Raw genomic sequence first — 20,677 nt, forward strand, 5'->3', positions numbered from 1 at the left:
CCAGTGAGGGAACCGGCGGGTGTTCCGTGTCGTCCTAGACGGTATGTAGTGAGGGTTCGCGAAAAGGGCCGGGACCCCGCTCACACGTTGCCGTGGGTTGCCGACCAGGCAGAACCTGGACGGTAGTGCCTACATGTGTGGGAGGTCCCGGTGTCTTTCGAGCCTACGACCGTCGGCCTGGACGTGCACGCCCGCACCACCACCGCGTGCGCGATCTGCGGCCCCACCGGCGAAATCATCACCACCCGCCTGACCAGCGACCACACCCAGATCCTCGGCTGGATCACCGGCCTCACGACCCCGGTCCGTGTCACCTATGAGGCCGGCCCCACCGGCTTCGCCCTGGCCCGTACCCTGACCGGGGCCGGAATCGACTGCGTGGTGGCCGCCCCGTCCAAACTCCAACGACCCAGCGGCGACCGGATCAAGACCGACGCCCGCGACGCACTGCACCTGGCCCGCCTGCTCCGCCTCGGCGAGATCACCCCGGTCCGGGTGCCCACCCCAACCCGTGAAGCGGCCCGGGACCTGTCCCGGGCCCGCGAGGACGCCCGCGCCGACCTGATGCGCGCCCGCCACCGCCTGTCCAAGCTCCTGCTGCGCCAGGGCCTGCTCTGGGAAGGCAAGAACACCTGGACCTGGGCCCACCACGACTGGATCAGCCGCCAGCGCTTCACCGAACCGGCCCTGCAGGCGGCCTTCGAAGCCGCCCACGAGCAGGTCCTGCTCACCCAGGCCCGCCGTGACCGGCTGGACACGGCCATCATCACCGCGGCCACCGAACCGGAGTGGGCGGCGATGGTGGCCCGGCTGCGCTGCCTGCGCGGAATCTCGACACTGACCGCGTTCGGCCTCGCGGTGGAGATCGGCGACTGGGAACGCTTCACCGGGGCCACCATCGCCTCCTACGTGGGTCTGGTCCCCAGCGAGCACTCCTCGGGCTCCTCCCGCAGGCTGGGGCCCATCACCAAGACCGGCAACACCCACGTGCGCCGGTTGCTGGTCGAGGCCGCCTGGCACCACCGCCGCCCCTACCGCCGACCCACCCGGGACATGCGCGCCCGCTGGGAGCAGGCACCCGTGCAGGTGCGCGCACGCGCCCACGCGGGCAACCACCGCCTGCACCAGCGCTGGCGGCGTTTGGACGAGCGCGGTAAGAAACCCGTGGTCGCGGCGGTCGCGATCGCCCGGGAGCTGGCCGGGTGGTGCTGGAGCCTGGCCACGGCACGAGAGTGAGCCCCGCCCAAGCCGGTCGGTGGGAGCGCTCAGCCGGGGACACCGCGTGAGGAACAATCCACGAAACACCTATGAGCAGCCGGTTCGGTTCCGGCCACGCTCGTCTACTAGACCGTGGTTTCGTTCCCGCCGAACAGTCCGTCCTGCGGTATCCAACCCGCGCATATCAGTCTGACCACGCGTCGTGCATGACACGCGAACCGGGTTGCGCTCTCCCGCCGACCCCCATACCGGGCCCGCGGGGCCTTCTCGCTACGCCCAGGGTCGTCACGCCCCCCGCTGGTAGTCAAGGTCGTTCGTCCCTCGCTGAAGCTCGGGGCGCTCCACCTTGACTTCCAGCTCAGCGTGACGGGATGGCGGCTATCGAACAAGGCCGGGAAGCGCCACGGCGGGTATCAGCGGTGACAGATCACCACCTATCGCCGCTGGTCAGCGCTGTGCTCTTGACAAACAACCTCTACATATCAGGTGTACTGACCACGGAGGTTGGTAACACCCACCCCGGTCGACGCACAACAAGAGGGCCTTCGGTATCGGTGTGGATTACCACATCTACACCAGCTCACCAGAAGGCCCTCGATGCCCCACACTACCCACGCCAACGCCCGCCTGACCCCCGCAGGACGCCTGCTCCTGGCCCAGTGCGTCGTCGAGGACGGCTGGCCGCTGCGGCGGGCCGCCGAACGCTTCCAGGTCAGTCCCACCACCGCCAAACGGTGGGCCACCCGCTACAGGGCCCTGGGCTCGGCCGGGATGACCGACGCCTCCAGCCGCCCGGCCCGCTCGCCCCGGCGCACCCCCACCCGACGCGAACGCCGCGTCATCAAGCTCCGCGTCACCCACCGGTGGGGTCCGGCCCGTATCGGCGGCCACCTGCGCATGCACGCCTCCACCGTGCACCGGATCCTGACCCGGCACCGCATGTCCCGCCTGGCGCATCTGGACCGGGCCACCGGACGGACGGTACGCCGCTACGAACGGACCCGGCCCGGCGAGTTGGTGCACGTGGACATCAAGAAACTCGGCAACATCCCCAACGGCGGCGGCCACAAAGTCCTGGGACGCCCCCAGGGCCGCAAACACCGTGCCAAGGCCGGGTACGCCTATGTGCACAACGCCGTGGACGACCACTCCCGGTTGGCCTACTCAGAGATCCTGGCCGACGAGAAGAAGGACACCGCGACCGGCTTCTGGGAACGCGCCCACGCCTACTTCGCGTCGGTGGGCATCGTGGTGGAGCGGGTGCTGACCGACAACGGGTCCTGCTACCGGTCCCACACCTGGCGGGACCTGCTCGCCGACCAGGGCGTCAAGCACAAGCGCACCCGCCCCTACCGGCCCCAGACCAACGGCAAGGTGGAACGGTTCAACCGGACCCTGACCGACGAATGGGCCTACGCCCGCCCCTACCGGTCCGAGACCGAGAAGCGGGAGGCGTTCACCGGGTGGCTGCACGGCTACAATCACCACCGGTTCCACACCGCGATCAGCGGCCCTCCCGCTTCTCGTGTACCTAACCTCTCAGGTCAATACACCTAGGTCATGCAGGCGTGCCAAGGCACTGGCCCGGACCTCCTCGAGCCCCACCGCCTCCGTGCTTCGTACGACGCGTTGAACCTGGTGCGGCAGCCTGTGGCGTACGGCGAGCGACAGGGCCTCGCCGTACAGTGCGTGTGCGCTGGTGATGTCTCCGGCCGCTGAAAGTGCGTCTGCGGAGGTGACCGCCTCGATGGCCGCCCATTGAGGAGCCGGGGCCTCTCCTGAACCTGGGCGCGACTGAGCCAGCTCTGCCGCCATTGCCGCACGTCCGGTTCCTGTCAGCCCTCTCATTCGGACCTCTCGTAGTGAGAAGGGGGTGAAGAGGATCCCGCTCGGCCCCGCAGTGTCCATCAACTGCTCGGCGGTGGCCACGGAGCCGTCGTGCAGCTCCGTGTTCCCCTGTTCTCCTGCAGCTCTGGCAAGGAGGATCAGGGTCTGGCCGCGTTCCTTTTTGTCATGGGGGAGCTCGGCGGCCTCGGTCAGTCGCGCGATGGCCGCCCCCTCGCGGCCTGCCTTCCTCAGCTCGTTGCCGTGCATCCGCAGCACGTGCCCGAGGAAGGCACCGTCGTCCAGATGCCGGGCGAGCCGCATGGCCCGGCCCGTCCAGTACGCGGCCAGGTACAGTCGTTCCTCCGCTAGGACATGCCCCAACGACGTGCCGAGGGTCGCCCGCGCACGGGCAAGCAGCGAGGCGGTCCCGTAGTCGACCCGTCCCTCCCTGAGCCGGGCCTCCAACCGGGCCACCAGCGGCCACAGTTCCTCAACCGCTTCGACAGCGCGACCTGCCTGCCGTGCGATCTCCGCGAGCCGTACGGTCGACTCCCCGAACTGGAGTGCCGCGATGAAGTCCGCGTCCTCTTCGGTTGTGATCCCCAAGGCGTGCGGTGGGATAGCCAGATCCTTGCTGACGTGCAGGAGCCCTTGACGGTCGTTGATAGTGCGCTGTCGCCGCTCGAGCAGGGAAACGTAGGAGGGGTCGTACCCCAGGAGCTCTCCCATCGCTGCCTGGGACAACCCGGTCAGCTTCCGGTAACAGCGGAGGATCACCGCCAACTCCCGGCTTTCCAGGGCACGGCGTGCCTCGGGCAGCAGCCAGAGCCAGCGGATGGCGGGAGCAGCGCTCACGCGCGGGAGCGGGCGAACCAGTCCAGGACCGACCGCTTGTAGCCCTCGGGCATCGGCAGGTCGGGCACCTGGGCTTCGGTGAACAGTCCGGCCTCCTTGTGTTCGCTGGAGACCACGACCGGGGCGTGAGGTTCCACGTGGCAGCCGTAGGTGACGATGAAGACGTGCCGGTCGACCTGGGTGATGTGGTATATCCACGAGTCGAGGATCTCGGCCACCTGAACGGGCCAGCCGGTCTCCTCCTCGATCTCCCGGGCCAGGCACTCTTCGGGGGTCTCCCCGAGTTCGATCTTGCCGCCGGGCAGTTCCCACTCGTCGCGCTCGTTGCGCAACAGCAGCACCTGGCCGTCGCGGATGGCGACGCCCTTGACTGATACGGGGAACGTGCGCGGGATGTAGGGGGTGTCGGACACGGGAGGGCTCGCTTTCGACGGCGTGTGGGCTCGGTACCCGTGAAGTAAACAGGAGAGCTGAGCTGTACGGGGTCGTGTCCGGCGGACTCTCTGATCACGGCCCTGGATTCTTCCGCCCAATCGTTGTCCCGCCCCGGTGCAGCAGCGGATCGCGCTAGGCTCTGTCGGGTGACTGATACCTCGATTCGCACCAGGTTCGCACCCTCCCCGACCGGTATGTTCCACGTGGGCAATGCCCGGTCCCTGCTGCTGAATTGGGTGGTTGCGCGACAATCCGGCGGACGCCTGGTGCTGCGGATCGAGGACACCGACGCCGCCCGTTCCCGCCCCGAATGGACCGAGGGCATCCTGGCCGCCATGGCCTGGCTGGGTGTGGACGCCACCCAGTACGAGGGCCCCTACTCCCAGACCGAGGCCGCCGACAAGCACACCGAGGCCGCCCAGCGCTTGCGCAAGGAAGGGCTGGCCTACTACTGCGATTGCACCCGCGACCAGGTCCAGGCGCGACGCGACAACCCCAACCTGGGTTACGACGGGTTCTGCCGCGATCGCGGCCTGGACGCGGGACCTGGCCGGGCGCTGCGGTTCCGTGTCCCCGAGGGTGGGCCGACCGTGGTGGAGGATCAGATCCGGGGTCGGGTGGAGTTCCCGCACGAGGCATTGGAGGATTTCGTCATCGCCCGCGGGGACGGTACCGCGCTGTTCGTGCTGGCGAACGTGGTCGACGACGTCGGTATGGGCATCACCCATGTCATCCGGGGTGAGGAGCACCTGTCCAACACCCCCAAACAGCAGCTGCTGTGGGAGGCCCTCGGCCACACGCCGCCGGTGTGGGCGCACGCCCCGGTGCTGGTGAACGACAAGCGGCAGAAGCTGTCCAAGCGGCGCGACAAGGTCGCGATGGAGTCCTACCGGGCCGAGGGCTACCTGCCCGAGGCGATGGTCAACTACCTGATGCTTTTGGGCTGGGCGCCGGGTGAGGACCGCGAGATCATGCCGATCGAGGAGATGATCCCGCTCTTTCACCTGGCCGACGTCAACTCCTCGCCCGCCTTCTTCGACGAGAAGAAGCTGCGCGCCTTCAACGGCGACTACATCCGCGCCCTGGACACCGACGAATTCGTCAAGCGGTGCGCCCCCTACCTAGAGGGCGAGGGGGTGCCGTGGCGGACCGAGGACTTCAACGCGGACGTCTTCGCCCAGATCGCCCCGCTGGCGCAGAGCCGAGTGGCGGTGCTCAGCGAGATCGTGCCGAACGTGGACTTCCTGTTCCTGGACGTCCCGGTCTTCGACGACAAGAGCTGGGCCAAGGCCATGAAACCCGGGATCGGGGAGGAGATGCTCACCGCCGCGATCGCCTCCTACTCCGACCAGACACTGATCTGGGACGCCGAGTCCCTGAAGGGAGCCCTTGAGCAGGCCGGGGCCGCCCAAGGGCTCAAGCTCGGCAAGGCTCAGGCGCCGGTACGCGTGGCGGTGACCGGCCGCACGGTCGGGCTTCCGCTGTTCGAGTCGCTGGAGCTGTTGGGGCGTGAGCGCACGTTGGCACGGTTGCGGGCGGCGTTGGACCGGCTCAACTCCTGACGGGCCGAGTTCAGACGGTAGGCCACCAGCTCAGGAGCGAAGATCTCCAGCAGATCTGAGACGTGGGGTCCGTCCCGGCATCCGGTGAGCACCCAGCGCACCGAGTGCGGAGGCGGGCCCTTCGCCGTGCCGTGTGACCATGCCTTCACCCACCACCACGCCTCCTGAGCCTGGGCGGAAGGTGGATCGTAGGGGATCTCCGGATCGGTGAGTGCCCGGCACAGCCGGACCTGTTGGGACAGCGGCCTTGGGTGGTTTCGAATGATCCACGCGACGACATGCGCAGGTGTGTTCGGACAGCGACCACTCAGTTCACGGTGAGCTGTCTTTGGTGTGAGGGCGGCGGACACCTTCCGGTCCAGCGCCCGCAGGTGTCGTTCGTCCAGGAGACCGTCTCCGTGCCGGGGAAGGACCGTGCGGGCCTGGTCCACCAGCGCGGAGAAGTCCAAAGGCCAAGCGGCCGATTGCGATCGGCGCAGGTACGGCTCGGCCAGGAAGTACCGCAGCGTCGAGGGCCTGATGCCCTGTTCGAGCAGGTCGGCGACTCGGGGGACCACGGAATCCGTCTCCAGCAGCTTGGGGAGGAACAGGTGGGCCGGCGGTCGCCTGCCCCCGGTCAGGGCCCAGTACAGGCGGACCTGGATGGGTGTGGCGTCGCGCTTGTCGGTTCCCCTGACGATCAGGGTCGTTCGCTGTTCGATGTCGTCCACGACCGTGGCCAGGTGCCACAGCGCCCGCCCGTCACTGCGCATGAGCGGAACCGTCTTCTGTGCCGGGGAGAGGGCGGTGGTCGCGTTCACGGCCGCTGAGGCGGTCAGGGCTCCGGGGTGGACACTGTGGGCGGCCATGAGCCGGTCCACGGCGTCTACATCGAGGCAGGCAAGGCCTCGCCTCGTCACCAGGAGCCGTTGAGCGTCCAGATGTCGTAGGGCTTGCCGGTACCGATTGCCTCGTCGGCTCTGGCGGAAGCGCGTTCCGTCGGCTTCGGTCGGTATCTGAGCTACCTGCCTGGTCTCGCGTAGGAGGCGGTCACGGTGTTCGTCGCGGCTCCGACAGGTATCGCTGTCGTCCCAACGGATCGCCACGTGTGCCTGCACGCCGAGGTTGTGCGCGGCGCTGTGTGCGAGGAGCGCGGTGAGCAGGTGGGTGCGCAGGACTCCGGCTCGGAAGGAGGGGTGGTTGGGGGAGATGCCCAGCCGTGTCCGGACGCCCTCGGAGGAGGCCGTGGTGATTGCCGGGTGTGTGAACCAGGGGTCGGGGGCCGCCATGGATCATCCCCCGTCCAGCACGCCGCACCAGAGGGGGACCGTGGAAACCGTTGGGTGCGGGTGACTGTGACCGAACCTGCCGCCTTCTCCGAACTCCTCGCCGTGGTCGGCACAGACCACCACCAGGGGACGCCGTGTGCCCAGCCGTGAGAACAGGTCGTCCAAGCGGACATCGGCCCACTCCAGGGCCCGCTTCTGCATCCCCAGAAGCACGTCGATGTCCTCGGGGGTCAGGGCGTCATCTCCGGAAGCGTCCTGTTGGGAGTCGTGCAGCCGGTAGAGGCGTCGGAGGAGTTCGCTGGCCTGTTCGGTCAGGGGGCTGAAGGGGGTCGTGTAGGGGATGTGTGTGCTGGAGCAGTTGACGAACAGGAGGAATCGTTCGGCTTCCAGGCACAGGTCCGCGAGATCTTCGGTGTGGGCCAACGGCAGGTCTTGGTCGCGGTCGACGACACGCGCTGCCTGGGTGGCCGGGGCTCGTGAGGGCCGCCCGAAGTAGTGGAACTCGGGGAACAGCCTGGGCAGGCTGTTAGCGGGATCTGAGGAGTCGAAGAAGGTGACACCGCCGGCGCCCAGAACCCGGTAGCCGTTCGTGCTGTAGTGCCCCATCAGAGTGGGGCCGTCGAAGGAGATGGCGGCGTGGCGCTTCGAGGGCCGGGCCGCCGCTGATCGCCAGATCGCGTCTACGCTGCGCTCGCCGAGCGTGAGAGTTCCGGAGACCGGTCGGGGAAGATGGCCGTTGAATAACGCGGCGTGGGCGGGAAGCGTGTAGGTCCCCGGGCTCTCGGCCCGCAGTAGTGGTCCGAGCTTGTCCAGGTTCGGCGTGTGCGCGCTCGCTGCGACGTCGTAGCGGCAGGAGTCCAGGGTGACGAGGACGACGCTGCGGTCGGCCAGATCGATGCCCGTCATCGGTTCACACCTCCAGGACCAGCGACGGGTCGCGGAAGCGATCCATCGGGGACAGGGCGAGTAGGCGCTCGGAAAGCAGCGGAAGTTCGGCCAGAGTCGCGGCGGTCAACTCCTCGATGGCACAGCGGTCACGGCGGTTGCCTCGCCGTGCCAGCCGAACGCCGACGAACGACGGGTCATCCAGGCGGTCACCGTTGCGCGACACGAGCACGACCTCGTTGGGTACACCGAGCTTGGCGTGGATACGGTCCGCCAGGCGCGCAGCGGCGAGCGTGTACAGCTTGCCGGTGTGGTGCACCGGGTTTTTCCCGGCCAGGGCCTCCACCCCTGCGCCGCCGCTGGCGGAGATCACGCCGTTGGCCTTGTTGCCGCGCCCGACGAGCCCGCAGTCGCCCTTGCCCAGGGACGTGCCGAATGGCGCCAGATAGGCGCCGCTGCCGTGGTCCTTGGTGTTGACGCTCAGCCGCGTGAGCCATGGATGCTGTCGCACGATCGGGTGTTCGTTGACGAAGGCGTCGAGACGGTCGTACGCTTCGGACACCAGGACCGTGTACTCGTGGTGCGAACTGACCGCTTCGGGATGCACCGGGAGGCAGACCGTTGCCTTCAGCACGTCCGTCGCCCTGGCCAGCATCACCTTGACGTCGGAACCGAGCCCGGTGAGCTCGTCCTGGAAGGAAGCGCTGTTGACGTGATTTTCCACGTCGATCGCCAGGATGTCCAGGGGGTCGGCGGGGGAGTAGGCGCTACAGAAGGCCGTGTCGTTAGCCAGGGCGTTCAGGCCAAAGACCCGGCATTCATCAACGGCGGAGGGGCGGTAGAACGAGGCTGGATGGTCGGCTCCGACGCCCGCAGTGTTCTCGACGAAGGTGCGCACGGAGGCGACGATCTGGTCGCTGCCCGTCGCCTCTGCCAGGACGTCTACGATCGCCGTCCGGAACAGGTCCTCGATGGGGAGGGGTTCGGCGCCCACCGAACGTGTCACCTTGCCGAACAGATAGGCGCTGATGGGCTTGCGGATCGTGTAGCCGCCGAAGTCGACCTCCGCCTCGGCGCCGATCAGGGCCACCTTGTCCACCCAGTGGTTCGGGACTGCCCCGAAGCGGTCGAGTCCGTGAAGCGAGTAGCGGCGGGAGAACTCCTCTGCGATGAGGTCGGCGAGCGAGTCCGGGTGGCCGATGCCCTTGCGTTCGACCACGTTGAAGCCGTGGTCTGTGTCGTCGGGTTCATGTTGCCCGTGGAGGGTGATGAACATGTTCTCTCCTGTTCATGGGCGAAGTACAGGAATTCCAAGGTCGAGAGGTCCATGCTCTTCGCGAAGGCATGAGAGGACTTTCCTTGGCCTTCTAACTGCGGGCCCGCAGCCAGAAGGCGTTCCTGGGACCTCCGCGTTCGCGTGGATCGATGACACACCACAGCCTGGTTCCGACACGCTCACTCGCCAACGACCCTCTGCTGCACTTCCGTTGCCCTTATGTCGTCCGTCCGCGCGAATCGTGCTTCCATGGTTGCCGGAAAGGGGGCACACGTGAGGGTTGTGCACCGCTGGACCGGCTTGGAGGCTCGGTCCCTGCGCTTGGCGATGAGGATGAGTGTCCGCGCGTTCGCGGAACATCTCGGCGTTGGCGCCCGCACCGTCTCCAAATGGGAGAAACTCCTGACAGCGACGGTTCCCCGACCTGACACCCAGGCCATCTTGGATACCGTTCTCGCGCGGGCGGACCACGCGGCCCGTCTGCGTTTCGAGGCGAACCTGTCCCTGGTCGAACAGCCGCTATGGGAGACGGGCCGGCAACGGCAAGCGACCGGAACACGGGGCGATCAGTACGAGTCGTGGATGGACGACCTGGACCGCGTCGTCATAGCCCTGTCCCAGCAGGACTTCGCGTTCGCCGAGGCCCTTCTGGGACGCTGGTCCTCTCGATTCCAGCTCGAGGAGTTGGACGACAGGGGCCTGTACTTGTTGGCCCGTTCCACGGCTCTGCTCGGAGACATCCGGCGGGACCAGGGCGCCGTGGTCGGGCCGCTCTCAGCCCAGCGCTCCTACTCCGAAGCGCGAGCACTCTTCATCCGGCTCGGCATCCCACGTCGTGTCGGCCGCCTCGACCTGTCCCTCGCGGTGGTCGCGGAGATGTCCGGCGAGCTGGATGCCGCTGCCCGCCGGTATGAGGCTCTTGCCGAGGATGAGAGGCTCGATCGCCGTGATCGGGCCCGTGCCCGTCTGTGGGTGGGCACCGCGCTGAGCAAACTCGGCGAGTACGGCCACGCTACGTATGTCATCCAGTCCGCGATCCGGGAGTTCGAGGACCTGGCCGAGCCGGGTGACTGGTCGGGAGCCCACCAGAAACTCGCCCTGGCGCATCGTGGCAGGGGTGAGTTCGACCGGGCCTTGGGCTGTATCGACATCTCACGGAACAGCGGTACCACGGACACGCCTATGGCCCGGGTCCGCCTGGACACCGCTCAAGGCCACGTATTGCTGTCCGATCCGGCCACCCGGGACGATGGGTTGCGGCTCCTCGACCGAGCCGCCGAAACCGCCTCCCGACGCGGTCTCGACCATCAGCTTCGCAGTATCGAAGGCATCAGGTCCGAGCAGGAGACCTGGTTCCATGGCCAGAGGAGGAACGCATGGCGGACGACGCACGTCCCGTCACCCAGGAGCAGTGGCGGTACGCGGAACTGATCTGGGAATACCACCGCATGCACCACCGGGTGCGATCGTGTGACGTGGCGATCGCCCTGGGCTGCAACGACATCGGCGTCGCGGCGCATACCGCTGAGCTGTACCACACCGGACTCTTCCCGACCCTGGTGTTCACTGGAGCGAACAGCCCCTCGACGGCGGAGGTGTTCCCGCGAGGGGAGGCGGTGCACTTCCGCGAACGGGCTCTGGAACTCGGTGTCCCTGATCCCGTGATCCTTGTGGAGCCGGAGGCGTCGAACACCGGCCAGAACGTCACTTTCTCTCGCCGGGTCCTGGCGGAGCACGGCATCGCCCCCACCACAGTGCTCCTGGTGTGTATGCCTTACATGGAACGGCGCGCTTTCGCGACCACCCGGAAGCTGTGGCCCGAGGTCGAGGTGGTGTGCGCCTCCGCGCCGCTGAGCCTTGGCGACTATGTCAAGGAGATCGGGGACGCCGGTCTCGTCATCGACATGATGGTCGGTGACCTCCAAAGGGTGATGGAGTATCCCAAGCTCGGGTTCGCCATCGATCAGGACGTCCCCGGCCCGGTACGTGAGGCCTACGAGTACCTCGTCGCCTCAGGGTTCGACAGCCGTCTCATCCAGGGCTGACTGTGAGGATGTGGATCGATTGGACCGGGTCCTTCTCGACTCGGACGAGCTAGAGAGAGGTGGCCGGGACTGGCGTACCAGCGGCACCCACGCCGTGATTCAAGCTCGCTGGTAAAAGGGATGGTTGCCGCGCAGTCCCCGCACGCTGGGTTCAGCCGACGAGGACGCCGCGCGGGTTGTGGCTGCGCAGTTCTCCGGCGTCGACGCCGAGCTTGAAGGCGTCCCACTCGGACTTCGAGTAGGCGAGGACGGGGGAGTTCGGGACGGCGGTGTCGGTGAGGGTGAAGCCGCCATCGGGGAGGAACTCGGCGCGCAGGCGTCCGAAGTCGGTGGTGCCGCGTGCGACCTGGTCGAGGAAGTACTTCCAGTCGGAGTCAGGGACGGTGAGCGTGGGGCCCGTGGGGGCCTTCGTGTCACCGATCTCGATCACGCCCGCATGTGGGGTCCGGACCTGGACGCATTCGTTGGTGCCACCGCTGTAGCTGCTCTTGTGCCAGTCACTCATCGTCGATCGCCTTCATCTCGTCGTGGATGGCTTGCAGTGTCTCTTGTGGGTCCCTGGCGGCCCCTTGTAGGGCAGTGAACACCATACGGCTCCGGCTGATGTCGGCTGAGCCGGAGATGATCCGGCCCTCCTCGGCCGATTCCATGTACACCACCTCGGGTTCGTCCGCGGCGGTGATGATGCGCCTCGGCCCTGATGTTCCCGCGTGCCGTGGAGCTCGGACTGGGAGCATCTGCACGGTGATCCGTTCGCGTTCGATCTGATGGGCCACATACGCCAGCTGGTCCCGTTGCACCTGCGGGGATCCGTAGCGGCGCCAAAGGACGCTCTGGTCGATGATCAGCCAGATCATCGGGGCCACGGCTTCGGCCATGCGCTTGGCACGGTCGCTCCTCTCCTTGGCGAGGGCGAGGACCTGCTCGTGGGAAAGCCACGGTGCCCCGTATCGGATGAGCGCGTAGGAGTAGTCCTGGGTCTGGAGGTAGCCCGGGAACACCAGGGGCTGGTACTCGAACAGGGCGTCGGCGGCGTGGGTGCGCTTGGTGACCTCGTGCAGCCACACCTGCCGGCCGGAGCCCGTCAGCTCCTCCCAGAGCTGCTCCAGCCTGCCGTCGCTCTCCAGGATCTCGTCCAGCAGCTTGCGTAGCCACGGCCGGGCCATCGCCCGGCCGTTCTCGATGTCGGACACGTGCGAGTCACTGATCGTCGTGCCGCGCTGGCTGACCCGCCGGGCCAGGGCCTGTTGGGTGAGCTCGGCTTCCGTGCGCAGCCTGCGCAGTTCTCGTCCGAAGGCCTTGAGGGCACGTTCGTCTGTGTGCATGAGGCCATGTGACCACAAAGAGTCACGCTCGATGGGGGATTCCACAGAATTCCAGAGGCCCATGGAAGATTCGGGAACTCTCCGTGCAGGCTTCACCGGGCGATCGTCCTGGCCACATCCTTTTCGCGCGGGCTCTCCCACGGCGGCCAAGGCGACAGCGAAAGGACCCGGTGGAAAACCATGGCTTCAGTCCAGCCGACGATCGATCTGCCCAGGCGCATCCCTCACACGAACCCCGATGTGAGCGGCCTGGTGTGCGGTCCCGACCACGAGCATGTGCGGACCGCGCGCCGATGGGCCACACGGGCCATCAGGGCGACGCCTTCGGTGGCCCAGCCCGTGGTCGTGTCGCTGGCCGAACTGCACGCCAACGCCCTGAGGCACACCGCTTCGGGGCTTGCGGGTGGCCGGGTGCGGATCGAGATCGAGCGGCGCCGCTGCCTCTTCCTGCTCCGTGTCACCGACGACGGTCCTCGGCCGGGCGCGAAGATCACCGTGCCCGAAGTCGTCACCGCGGCCGGTCCGGCGGAGCGGGGAGCCCTCGTTGCGGAAGGCGGGTACGGGTTGGCGCTGGTGGACGCCCTGGCCCTGTACTGGGACTTCACCGGTGAGCGGGGTGGGCCGTTGACGGTTCGTGCCGCTTTCGACCGGTCCGGGCGCACCCGTCTGCCGTGGTGATTCTGGGGCCGGGGATGTTTCCGGGCCACAGGTATTGAAGAACCTCGTTCACCCAAGCCACCATCAACCACCCCAGCGAAACCGGCACCGTTTTCGCTGGAATTGGGAACTTTGTTCCCTTTGTGCGGCGTGGGTGGGAAGCGCAGTTCCGGGGCGTGTGACCCCGGGACCAATGACACCCGCCCCAGCGGCACACACGAAGATGCCCCGATCGGTGTAGCAGCACCGAGTCGGGGCGTGATCAACCACCTGGGAAAGCAGGAGGATGACCGTGCAACACACTACCGGCCGTTGTCAATGGCCAGTGTGTTTTCCCCGCAGGCGGCCAGTAGTTCTCCCCACTGACGGCCAGGCCGATCTCCCCAACGGCGGCCAGATAAGTCCCCGCCGTGGTGGTGTCCGAGGTCAACTCAACGCCTTCACCCCCGCTCCCGAGGTCGCCTGAGCAAGCCGGAAACTGTCACCCTGGGTCACCACGACATGGGCGTGGTGCAGGAGCCGGTCAACCGTCGCGGTCGCCAACGTCTTGGGCATGATCTCGTCGAACCCCGACGGGTGCAGGTTGCTGGAAACCACCAACGACCTGCGCTCATAGGCGGCGTCCACCAGCCTGTAGAACCCCTCGGCCGCATCGGCCGAGACCGGTAGCAGCCCGATATCGTCGACCACGATCAAGTCCGCGCGCAGCAGCCGTGTCACGGCCCTGGCCATGGAGTCGTCCGCCCGGTGCCTGCGAACCAGCACCCCCAGGTCCTCGATGGTGTGCCAGGCCACCGTCATCCCCGCCTCGACCGCGGCGTGCCCCAGCGCCTCGCAAAAGTGCGACTTGCCCGTCCCCGAGGGCCCGCAGATACTCAGGTTCTCCCGCCTGGCCACCCACTCCAGCGTCTTGAGCGCGTCCTGGGTGGGTCGGGCGATGCAGGAGGCGGTCTCGTCCCAGTCCCCGAACGTCTTGCCAGTGGGGAAGTTCGCCCGCTTGCGGCGGGTGCGCAGGTTGGTCTGGTCGCGTCCAGCGGCTTCCTCGGCCAGCAGGACGCGGACCACCTCGGCTGGGTCCCACCGCTGCGCCTTGGCGGTGGGGATCACGTCGGCCATGGCCTTGCGCAGGTAGGGGAGCCGCAACCGGCGGGTGAGCTCGACGGCCTCGGCCATCGGCTCGGCGGGCGGTCCGGCAACGGTGCGGATCGGGGTGCTCATCACTGCTCGCTCTCGTCGTCGCGGGGCAGGCCGAAGGAGGACCAGGCCGAGGTGCCCGGCTGCAGGCTGTGGTCCTCGCTGGCGCGGGTGGGCTCGGCGGCAGGGCGTCCGGCCTGGTGGGCCAAGATGGCGATCAGGTCGTTCTCGGCGAACCGGCCCGCGATCGCCGCGGTCCCCAGCGCCCGGTCAACCTCGGCCGGAGTGTGCAGCTTGGCCAGAGCGACGGCCTCGGCCATCTTGGGCTTGATCCGGCGGGTGCCCACCGAGGCGGCTTCGACCAGCCAGGACGCGGCTCCGGGCCCCAGGGTCAGGAACGCGGCCTCCTCGGCGCTGTGGGCTCTGGGGGTGCGGTCGCCTTCCTTGTCGCCCCGCTCGGGGTAGTGGTCGTCGCTGATGCTCGGGTTGCCCGGGGTGGAGCGCCCGTGGCGGGCCACCTCCTCGGGGCCGCGTTCGCCGACGGCGGTGACGATCAGCTCCTCGCCGTGGAAGCGGGCCCAGACACGGGTGTCGACCAGGTGGTGGGGGACGGAGTAGCGAACCCCCTCCACCGAGATCGTGCTGTCCCAATTGACCCGCCTTGTGGTGCCAAACGCGATGGTGAACGGTTCGGCGGGCAGCGGGTGCAGCCGGGTGCGCTCCTCGGCCAACGCTTCGGTGGGACGGCGGCGGGTTTCCCGGTGGATCCGGTCGTTGACCTGGTCGGTGAAGGCGCGGCAGGCGGTTTCCAGGTCGCCGAAGGTGCGGAAACCCTCGGCCAGGTTGACGTCGGTGGGCACCAGGTCGGCCTTGGCGATGCGCACTGTGGCCTCCGATCCGCCCTTGGTCTGCGGGTCGGCCGGGACGCAGGTGCGGATCGTCATCCCGTAGTGGCGGGCGACCTGCACGATCTCGGGGTTGCGGACCGCGATCCCGGCGATGTGGGCTTCGGTGACGGTCTTCTCGTTGTCGGTGAGGGCGTAGGCGGGCACCCCGCCGAGTCGGCGCAGGGTGGCGTCCAGGCAGGCGACCACGGTGGGCAGGGTCTTGTCGAAGACCGGGATGATCACGCGGTAGCGGGACCAGGCCAGCCAGGCGCACCACAGGTGGGTGCGCCGCCCCCGGATCTTGGGGCCTTCTCCCCAGTCCCACTGCATCCACAGGCCTGGTTCGGGGATCCAGGGCCGGAACACCCGCCGTTTCCCGGCCCGGTAGCGGTCCTTGACCTGGGCGACCACCCGCCGGGTGGTGCGCTCGCCGCCGGTGAAGCCCATCGCGGTGATGCGCCGGTGGACGACATCGGCGCGGACCCTGCCTTGGGAGCGGTTGACGAGTTCCTCGATCTTGTCGAGGTAGTCGTCGATGGGGCGGGCGCGGTGGGTGCGCTGCTCGGGGCTTTGGCCGGTCTCGCGGAGTTTGACGTAGCGGGCGACGGTGTGGTGGTCGCACCCGGCCAGTTCGGCCGCTGCCCGGTAACTCCCGGTGAGGTCGTAGGCCTCCAGGATTTCCATGATCTCCCTGCTGCTCTTCACCCGGTCAACCCTCGCCGACCGGTGTTTGTCCTGGTCAGGCGGGGAGGTATCTGGCCATCAGTGGGGAGTGTCGTGGCCGTGGGCGGGGCCTTAAGTGGCCGCCTATGGGGAGTATCTACTGTCCGCTGTCAGGCCGTCACCGCAGGCGGCAGCGAACCCTCGCGGGCCAGCTCTGGTCCCTTGCCACCGCGACGTTGGCCGCGGTGCTGACGTTCGTGTTCGTCCCCGACCCGCCCAAGCGGGAGAGGACCGCGATCTCTCCGGTACCTGAAGGCGCTTGGCCGCCTGCTCCGGCCGTGTCGGCGACCGCGCCCGAACCGAGCCCCTCGGCGAGGCGGGTGGCGTCGGTCGACGAGGTGGCCGCGTACTGGGAGCGCGACGACCACGTGGCGGAGCTCGACACAGCGCCTGAGACCGACCCCGAGGAGGAGTGGGGCAGGCTCGTGCGCCCCTACATGCCCCCCCACCCCAGATCCGGACGCCGGTTCCCCGTCCCCGCGTTCCTGAGGGTGACCTGTTGGCCGCCCCACCACGGCGGGCGCCGGACGACCTGGCCGATCTCGCCGCAGTGGTCCAGACCTATCTCAACACCGTTGGCTGAGCGGTTCCGATCAGGACAAGGGTGGTGTCGCTTCACCGGCACCACCCGACCACTTCATAGGTGGGCGTGACCGCAGGAACGTCCACGCACGCCTGGATCCCCGAGGGCGGGGATCCTGCTGCTCGGTGTCGCATCCGCGTCTTCCCCGTCTCCATAGGGAGGTGAAAGGCAAAGGAAGGGCGGCGACCTTTGGAGGGCGTGCGTGAACGAGTACGAGCAGACACTGTCGAGGTTGGCTCCGAGGATCACCGACCGGGACCGGCAGATCCTGGTCGGGCTGTGGGAGCACCAGGTGATGACCACCCACCACCTGCACCGCATCTACTTCCCCGACGCCGGACCGCGCCGGGCCCGCTCCCGGATGCTGACCTTGTACCGGTACGGGCTGCTCAATCGGTTCCGTCGCCACGCCCACGACCGCAACGCCCCCGACCACTGGATCCTGTCCCCGACCGGAGCGGTGCTGGTCGCCCTGTACCGGGACAAGGAGCCCGAGGAGCTGAACTTCCGCTCCGACCGGGCCTTGGCGCTGGCCCACTCGCCCCGCCTGGATCACATCCTCGGCCTGGCCCAGACCCGCGCCCAGTTCGTCGAGAGCGCCCGTGAGGTGGGTGCTGATCTGCGCCGGTGGAGGTCAGAGCGCGAGTGTAAGGAGAGGTGGGGCCGCTACGTCCGCCCGGACGCCCGCGTGCGCTGGGAGCAGGAGGGGGTGGTCCTGGGCGCGTTCGTGGAGTACGACACCGGCACCGAACCCCTCACCCAGCTCAAGAGGAAGATGCCGGGGTACGCGCTCCTGGCCCAGGCGAGCGGCTTGCCCTTGATCGTGCTGTTCGTGGTCCATTCCGACAAGCGTGAGGACAACGCGGCGCGCACGCTCGCCTCCGCCTGCACCGGCACGGTGGGGGTGTACCTGACCACCCACCACCGTCTGGCGGTGGAAGGGGCTGGTGCTCCGATCTGGCGGCTGGCCCATTGCCGTGACCGGGTGGAGCTGCGCGATATCCCCAACTCCTATCCCCGAGAGAAGAAAGACAATGAATAGCCCTTTTAGTGGCCAGCGGATTTCAAGGTGTAGCCGCTGCGAGAATAGATTTCTCTTCGGTGGAGGCGGGTAGAGGGGGCTGGTTGGCGGGGTCCGGTGAAGCCTTGGTGGGCGGTCGTGGTCGTGGTGGAGAGGCGCCGGTAAGTGGGCCTGTGACTCCGCCTGTGACTGGGCCGGTAAGTGGGCCGTTACCGCGTCCGCCGTGGCCTCCGTCTGGTGCTCCGGCCTTGGGTGGACCACCCTCGGTGGTGTGTTCAGTGCAGGTCGGGTGGGCTGTGGGGTGGTCCACCGGCCGCCCCGGCTGTATACCCAAGTGGGTAGTCCTCTTCACGTAGGGCGCGCGGCGCCCGGGGTGTGCGGAGGCGTGACCGCCCCCGCACACCCACCCCACGACGGTCTCACCATCCCCACCCGCCCGCCCCCCACCCCTTTCTTGTGCACCAAAACCTTCGTTTATTGACGCACCTCCACGGCACGAGTTGGAGCGGTCAAGATCGCGCAGGTGAGCAAGAGGAATGGCGACGTGCTTTCTCTTCTCGCGCGGAATTTTCTTGGCTGTCGTGAACTGCTCCGCGCCTCGCCGGGTGAGTACCGGCGGCGCCGCGTGGACGCCACCTCGTGCTCGCGGGTCGGGTGTCGCATCTGCGGTGGGGCCGTCTTCTTAGGAGGTCGTCAGAGGGGAAGCGACGACGGATCCGGACGGATTGTGAAAGGGCGGACATGGGGGATGTGAATCGGCAGACGCGGCTGGTGGGCCACGTGGCGCGCGGAACACGGCTGCCGTGTCCCACGGGCCGGGGCGGTGTGTCAAGGGCGGACGGGCGGTTTGGTGGCCCCACACGCCCCGACCCGCGCGACGCGGGCTGGCAGGCCTACGCCGCGTGTTGGGGCATGGACCCGGACCTGTGGTTCCCGTCCCAGGGTGGGTCGGTGCGTGCGGCCAAGCGGATGTGCCAGGTGTGTCCGGTGCGGATCAACTGTTTGGCCGAGGCGATGAAGCGCGGTGAGCTGTACGGGGTGTGGGGCGGTGCCTCGGAGGACGAGCGACGCCAGTTCCGCACCGCCCGCAGGGACGAGTACGGGGGAGGTGTGCGTGGTGGGGAACGAGCTGCCTGACGGTGACCGCGAAGACGGGGCGCTGGAGCGGTTGTTGACGATCCCGCAGGCGGCGCGGGTGTTGGCGGTGCCGGAGTCGTGGTTGCGTGAGCGGGTGCGGTTGCGGCGGGTGCCGCATCGCAGGCTCGGCAAGCATGTCCGGTTCTCCAGCGCCGATCTGGAGCTGATCGTGGAGCGGGCCGCCCAGCAGGTGGTCGTTCCCGCACGGCGTACCTTCTACGGGCGGCAGGGGCTGCGGTAGGGGAGGAGTAACGAGTGGGCCAGTGGGGCGGGTGAACACCCGCCCCACCAGCCTGTCGAGGGTTTGTGACAGTGATCAGGAGATGAGTCGTAGGCGTCGTTCACCATCAGGGTCGGTCCACGGCCCGGTGGGCGGGCCGTCGATGGCCTCGATCATGGTGTCGTCGATGTCGGTGACCAGGTGCCCGTACCGGTCCATGGTCGTGGTGATCGAGGTGTGCCCCAGGCGGCGTTGGATCTTGAAGACGTGCACGTCCTTGTCGATCAGCCACGCCACGTGGGTGTGGCGCAGGTCGTGGATGCGCGGCTTCTTACCCAATCCCCGCTTCTGGGCCTCCTTGACGCCGGGCACCCACCGGCGGCCATAAAACGAGCTGTGTCGCCACCAGGAACCCCGGTCAGTGGTGAACACGAACTCCTCCGGGTCCTTGCCCTCCAACCGGGGGCGGATGAGGTCGATGGTGCCGGGGGAGAGCGGGATGCGCCTGCGTGAGCTGCGGGTCTTGGGCGCCCCGAGTTTGAAGGTGTTGTCGCTTTGGCGCTTCCACGCCCGCCGCACGTCCAGATACCCGCGCGTCTGCGGCACCCCGCCCGGGCCGATGGTTCGGGTGAGGGTGATGTCGCGGACCTGGAGGGCGGTGAGTTCGCTGTAGCGCATCCCGGTGCGCACGAACACCTCGACCATGTCGCGGACGTCCTCGGCCATGGAATCGCGCAGCAGGGTCAGTTCCTCGCGGGTGAGGAAGCACATCTCCCAGTCGCCCTCACCGTCGTCGACGCGGGGTAGGCGGGTGCGTGAGGCCGGGTTCGACGGGCGCAGGGGTGGGTCTTCTCGGACGGCGGCCTCGCAGATGGTGAACAGCAGCGCATGGAGGTTGTGGATGGACTTGGGGGACAGGGGCTTGCGTAGCCATCCCGGTTCCTTTGTGCGGCCTCGGCTGGGTGTGCCGGTCCGGTACGGGGCTGTGGGGTCGGGAGTGCCGGTGCGCAGCTGGTTGACCCAGGCCCGCACGTCCTTGGGCTTGAGCTGGGACGTGTCGCGCAGGTTCACCTGCCCGAAGGTGGGGAGCAGGTGGTTGGTGAGGTCGCGGTGGTAGTCGGCACGGGTGCGCTCCTCGATCCCGGTCATCGAGTCGATCAGTTCACGGGCGAAGTCAGCGAACAGCACCGGATCGGCTTCGGGACCATCGTCCTCCTCGTCGACCGTGACCCACCCGTGGCCGGGGACCCACCCCTCGGCCCACCCCTGCCGGGGGATCCAGTTCTCCGGCCACTGGTGTCCAGCGGCTTCGACATGCAGGCGGAAGGTGTGGGCGTCGGCGTGGACGTCGAACGGTTCGGACTGGGGCGCGCCGCCACGGGTGCCGCCCAGGCGCCATTTCACCCAGTACCGGGTGCGCCCGTCGGCCAGTGTGCGCTGGTTGATGGTTGCCATGCGTGGACCATCGCTTGGGTGGACGCGGAAGCGAAGGGAATCGGTGAAAGATCTTCGAGAACCTTCGACCCGCGCGCCACTACGGTCGATCTATCCACGTTTGCGCAGGATGCCGGGCTGTCGCCCTGGCCTGTGCACCCTCACTGCCGGGTGAGTGACGGGGT

General features: G+C 68.0%; 19 protein-coding genes. 9 read left to right on the top strand and 10 right to left on the bottom strand.

Features of this window, described 5'->3' with window-relative positions; all coding sequences use genetic code 11:
* Positions 1–150 precede the first annotated feature (150 nt).
* Both KIK06_RS01425 and KIK06_RS01430 read left to right on the top strand, forming a co-directional pair.
* Positions 151–1,236 carry an IS110 family transposase gene (locus KIK06_RS01425; RefSeq protein WP_268641589.1) on the top strand — a complete coding sequence of 362 codons (1,086 nt, stop codon included), beginning with the start codon at positions 151–153 and terminating at the stop codon, positions 1,234–1,236.
* Between the two features lie 579 nt (positions 1,237–1,815).
* The gene (locus KIK06_RS01430) at positions 1,816–2,775 is read left to right on the top strand and encodes an IS481 family transposase (protein ID WP_268641594.1); all 960 of its coding nucleotides are present in this window, start codon (positions 1,816–1,818) and stop codon (positions 2,773–2,775) included.
* Here KIK06_RS01430 and KIK06_RS01435 read toward each other — a convergent pair.
* Both KIK06_RS01435 and KIK06_RS01440 read right to left on the bottom strand, forming a co-directional pair.
* Entirely contained in the window at positions 2,758–3,900 is a 1,143-nt protein-coding gene (locus KIK06_RS01435) for a helix-turn-helix domain-containing protein (RefSeq protein ID WP_268641595.1), read from the bottom strand. The genes KIK06_RS01430 and KIK06_RS01435 overlap by 18 nt on opposite strands.
* Entirely contained in the window at positions 3,897–4,313 is a 417-nt protein-coding gene (locus KIK06_RS01440; protein WP_268641596.1) for an NUDIX hydrolase, read from the bottom strand. Before KIK06_RS01440 ends, KIK06_RS01435 begins: the two co-directional genes overlap by 4 nt.
* A 216-nt stretch (positions 4,314–4,529) precedes the next feature.
* Between KIK06_RS01440 and gltX the strand changes: the two genes are divergently transcribed.
* Positions 4,530–5,897: a glutamate--tRNA ligase gene (gene gltX, locus KIK06_RS01445; RefSeq protein ID WP_268645823.1), complete on the top strand. Its 1,368-nt coding sequence runs from the start codon at positions 4,530–4,532 to the stop codon at positions 5,895–5,897.
* Between the two features lie 1,271 nt (positions 5,898–7,168).
* On the opposite strand, the gene KIK06_RS01450 is transcribed toward gltX, so the two are convergent.
* Together KIK06_RS01450 and KIK06_RS01455 are read right to left on the bottom strand one after the other, a co-directional pair.
* On the bottom strand, positions 7,169–8,071 hold the full coding sequence (locus KIK06_RS01450; protein WP_268641597.1) for a hypothetical protein: 903 nt from the start codon (positions 8,069–8,071) through the stop codon (positions 7,169–7,171).
* 4 nt (positions 8,072–8,075) lie between these two features.
* Entirely contained in the window at positions 8,076–9,326 is a 1,251-nt protein-coding gene (locus KIK06_RS01455; protein ID WP_268641598.1) for a methionine adenosyltransferase, read from the bottom strand.
* A gap of 441 nt (positions 9,327–9,767) precedes the next feature.
* On the opposite strand from KIK06_RS01455, the gene KIK06_RS01460 reads away from it, so the two are divergent.
* Both KIK06_RS01460 and KIK06_RS01465 read left to right on the top strand, forming a co-directional pair.
* Complete coding sequence (locus tag KIK06_RS01460; protein ID WP_268641599.1) at positions 9,768–10,757, top strand: hypothetical protein; 990 nt, start codon at positions 9,768–9,770, stop codon at positions 10,755–10,757.
* Positions 10,703–11,371 (top strand): YdcF family protein, encoded by a 669-nt coding sequence (locus KIK06_RS01465; protein WP_268641601.1) that lies wholly within the window; start codon positions 10,703–10,705, stop codon positions 11,369–11,371. Before KIK06_RS01460 ends, KIK06_RS01465 begins: the two co-directional genes overlap by 55 nt.
* Positions 11,372–11,522: 151 nt before the next feature.
* Here the strand turns inward: KIK06_RS01465 and KIK06_RS01470 are convergent, their stop codons facing one another.
* Entirely contained in the window at positions 11,523–11,876 is a 354-nt protein-coding gene (locus KIK06_RS01470) for a DUF397 domain-containing protein (RefSeq protein WP_268641602.1), read from the bottom strand.
* Positions 11,869–12,696 carry a helix-turn-helix domain-containing protein gene (locus KIK06_RS01475; RefSeq protein ID WP_268641603.1) on the bottom strand — a complete coding sequence of 276 codons (828 nt, stop codon included), beginning with the start codon at positions 12,694–12,696 and terminating at the stop codon, positions 11,869–11,871. The genes KIK06_RS01470 and KIK06_RS01475 overlap by 8 nt, the downstream gene beginning before the upstream one ends.
* A 180-nt stretch (positions 12,697–12,876) precedes the next feature.
* Here KIK06_RS01475 and KIK06_RS01480 point away from each other — a divergent pair, with 180 nt between their 5' ends.
* Positions 12,877–13,374: an ATP-binding protein gene (locus KIK06_RS01480; RefSeq protein ID WP_268641604.1), complete on the top strand. Its 498-nt coding sequence runs from the start codon at positions 12,877–12,879 to the stop codon at positions 13,372–13,374.
* 405 nt (positions 13,375–13,779) lie between these two features.
* On the opposite strand, the gene istB is transcribed toward KIK06_RS01480, so the two are convergent.
* From istB to KIK06_RS01495, 3 genes are all read right to left on the bottom strand, one after another.
* On the bottom strand, positions 13,780–14,571 hold the full coding sequence (gene istB, locus KIK06_RS01485) for an IS21-like element helper ATPase IstB (RefSeq protein WP_268641605.1): 792 nt from the start codon (positions 14,569–14,571) through the stop codon (positions 13,780–13,782).
* On the bottom strand, positions 14,571–16,079 hold the full coding sequence (gene istA / locus KIK06_RS01490; protein ID WP_017602407.1) for an IS21 family transposase: 1,509 nt from the start codon (positions 16,077–16,079) through the stop codon (positions 14,571–14,573). The genes istB and istA overlap by 1 nt, the downstream gene beginning before the upstream one ends.
* A gap of 136 nt (positions 16,080–16,215) precedes the next feature.
* Positions 16,216–16,482, bottom strand: a complete 267-nt coding sequence (locus KIK06_RS01495) for a hypothetical protein (RefSeq protein WP_268641606.1) — start codon at positions 16,480–16,482, stop codon at positions 16,216–16,218.
* A gap of 400 nt (positions 16,483–16,882) precedes the next feature.
* On the opposite strand from KIK06_RS01495, the gene KIK06_RS01500 reads away from it, so the two are divergent.
* From KIK06_RS01500 to KIK06_RS01510, 3 genes are all read left to right on the top strand, one after another.
* The gene (locus KIK06_RS01500; protein WP_268641607.1) at positions 16,883–17,722 is read left to right on the top strand and encodes a replication-relaxation family protein; all 840 of its coding nucleotides are present in this window, start codon (positions 16,883–16,885) and stop codon (positions 17,720–17,722) included.
* A gap of 720 nt (positions 17,723–18,442) precedes the next feature.
* Complete coding sequence (locus tag KIK06_RS01505; RefSeq protein ID WP_268641608.1) at positions 18,443–18,838, top strand: WhiB family transcriptional regulator; 396 nt, start codon at positions 18,443–18,445, stop codon at positions 18,836–18,838.
* Positions 18,816–19,079, top strand: a complete 264-nt coding sequence (locus KIK06_RS01510) for a helix-turn-helix domain-containing protein (protein WP_268641609.1) — start codon at positions 18,816–18,818, stop codon at positions 19,077–19,079. The genes KIK06_RS01505 and KIK06_RS01510 overlap by 23 nt, the downstream gene beginning before the upstream one ends.
* 75 nt (positions 19,080–19,154) lie before the next feature.
* Here KIK06_RS01510 and KIK06_RS01515 read toward each other — a convergent pair whose 3' ends face one another.
* Positions 19,155–20,513, bottom strand: a complete 1,359-nt coding sequence (locus tag KIK06_RS01515; protein WP_268641610.1) for a tyrosine-type recombinase/integrase — start codon at positions 20,511–20,513, stop codon at positions 19,155–19,157.
* Between the last annotated feature and the right edge of the window lie 164 nt (positions 20,514–20,677).

The sequence above is a fragment of the Nocardiopsis sp. EMB25 genome (assembly GCF_026797795.1).
Taxonomy (GTDB): Bacteria; Actinomycetota; Actinomycetes; order Streptosporangiales; family Streptosporangiaceae; genus Nocardiopsis; species Nocardiopsis lucentensis.

What these genes read in the sequence shown, in the direction of transcription:
- KIK06_RS01430 (WP_268641594.1), top strand. Translation starts at nt 1,816, where the DNA reads ATGCCCCACACTACCCACGCCAACGCCCGCCTGACCCCCGCAGGACGC.
- gltX (WP_268645823.1), top strand. Translation starts at nt 4,530, where the DNA reads ATGTTCCACGTGGGCAATGCCCGGTCCCTGCTGCTGAATTGGGTGGTT.
- KIK06_RS01450 (WP_268641597.1), bottom strand. Translation starts at nt 8,071, where the DNA reads ATGACGGGCATCGATCTGGCCGACCGCAGCGTCGTCCTCGTCACCCTG.
- KIK06_RS01455 (WP_268641598.1), bottom strand. Translation starts at nt 9,326, where the DNA reads ATGTTCATCACCCTCCACGGGCAACATGAACCCGACGACACAGACCAC.
- KIK06_RS01465 (WP_268641601.1), top strand. Translation starts at nt 10,703, where the DNA reads ATGGCGGACGACGCACGTCCCGTCACCCAGGAGCAGTGGCGGTACGCG.
- KIK06_RS01470 (WP_268641602.1), bottom strand. Translation starts at nt 11,876, where the DNA reads ATGAGTGACTGGCACAAGAGCAGCTACAGCGGTGGCACCAACGAATGC.
- KIK06_RS01475 (WP_268641603.1), bottom strand. Translation starts at nt 12,696, where the DNA reads ATGCACACAGACGAACGTGCCCTCAAGGCCTTCGGACGAGAACTGCGC.
- KIK06_RS01480 (WP_268641604.1), top strand. Translation starts at nt 12,877, where the DNA reads ATGGCTTCAGTCCAGCCGACGATCGATCTGCCCAGGCGCATCCCTCAC.
- istB (WP_268641605.1), bottom strand. Translation starts at nt 14,571, where the DNA reads ATGAGCACCCCGATCCGCACCGTTGCCGGACCGCCCGCCGAGCCGATG.
- KIK06_RS01505 (WP_268641608.1), top strand. Translation starts at nt 18,443, where the DNA reads ATGGGGGATGTGAATCGGCAGACGCGGCTGGTGGGCCACGTGGCGCGC.
- KIK06_RS01515 (WP_268641610.1), bottom strand. Translation starts at nt 20,513, where the DNA reads ATGGCAACCATCAACCAGCGCACACTGGCCGACGGGCGCACCCGGTAC.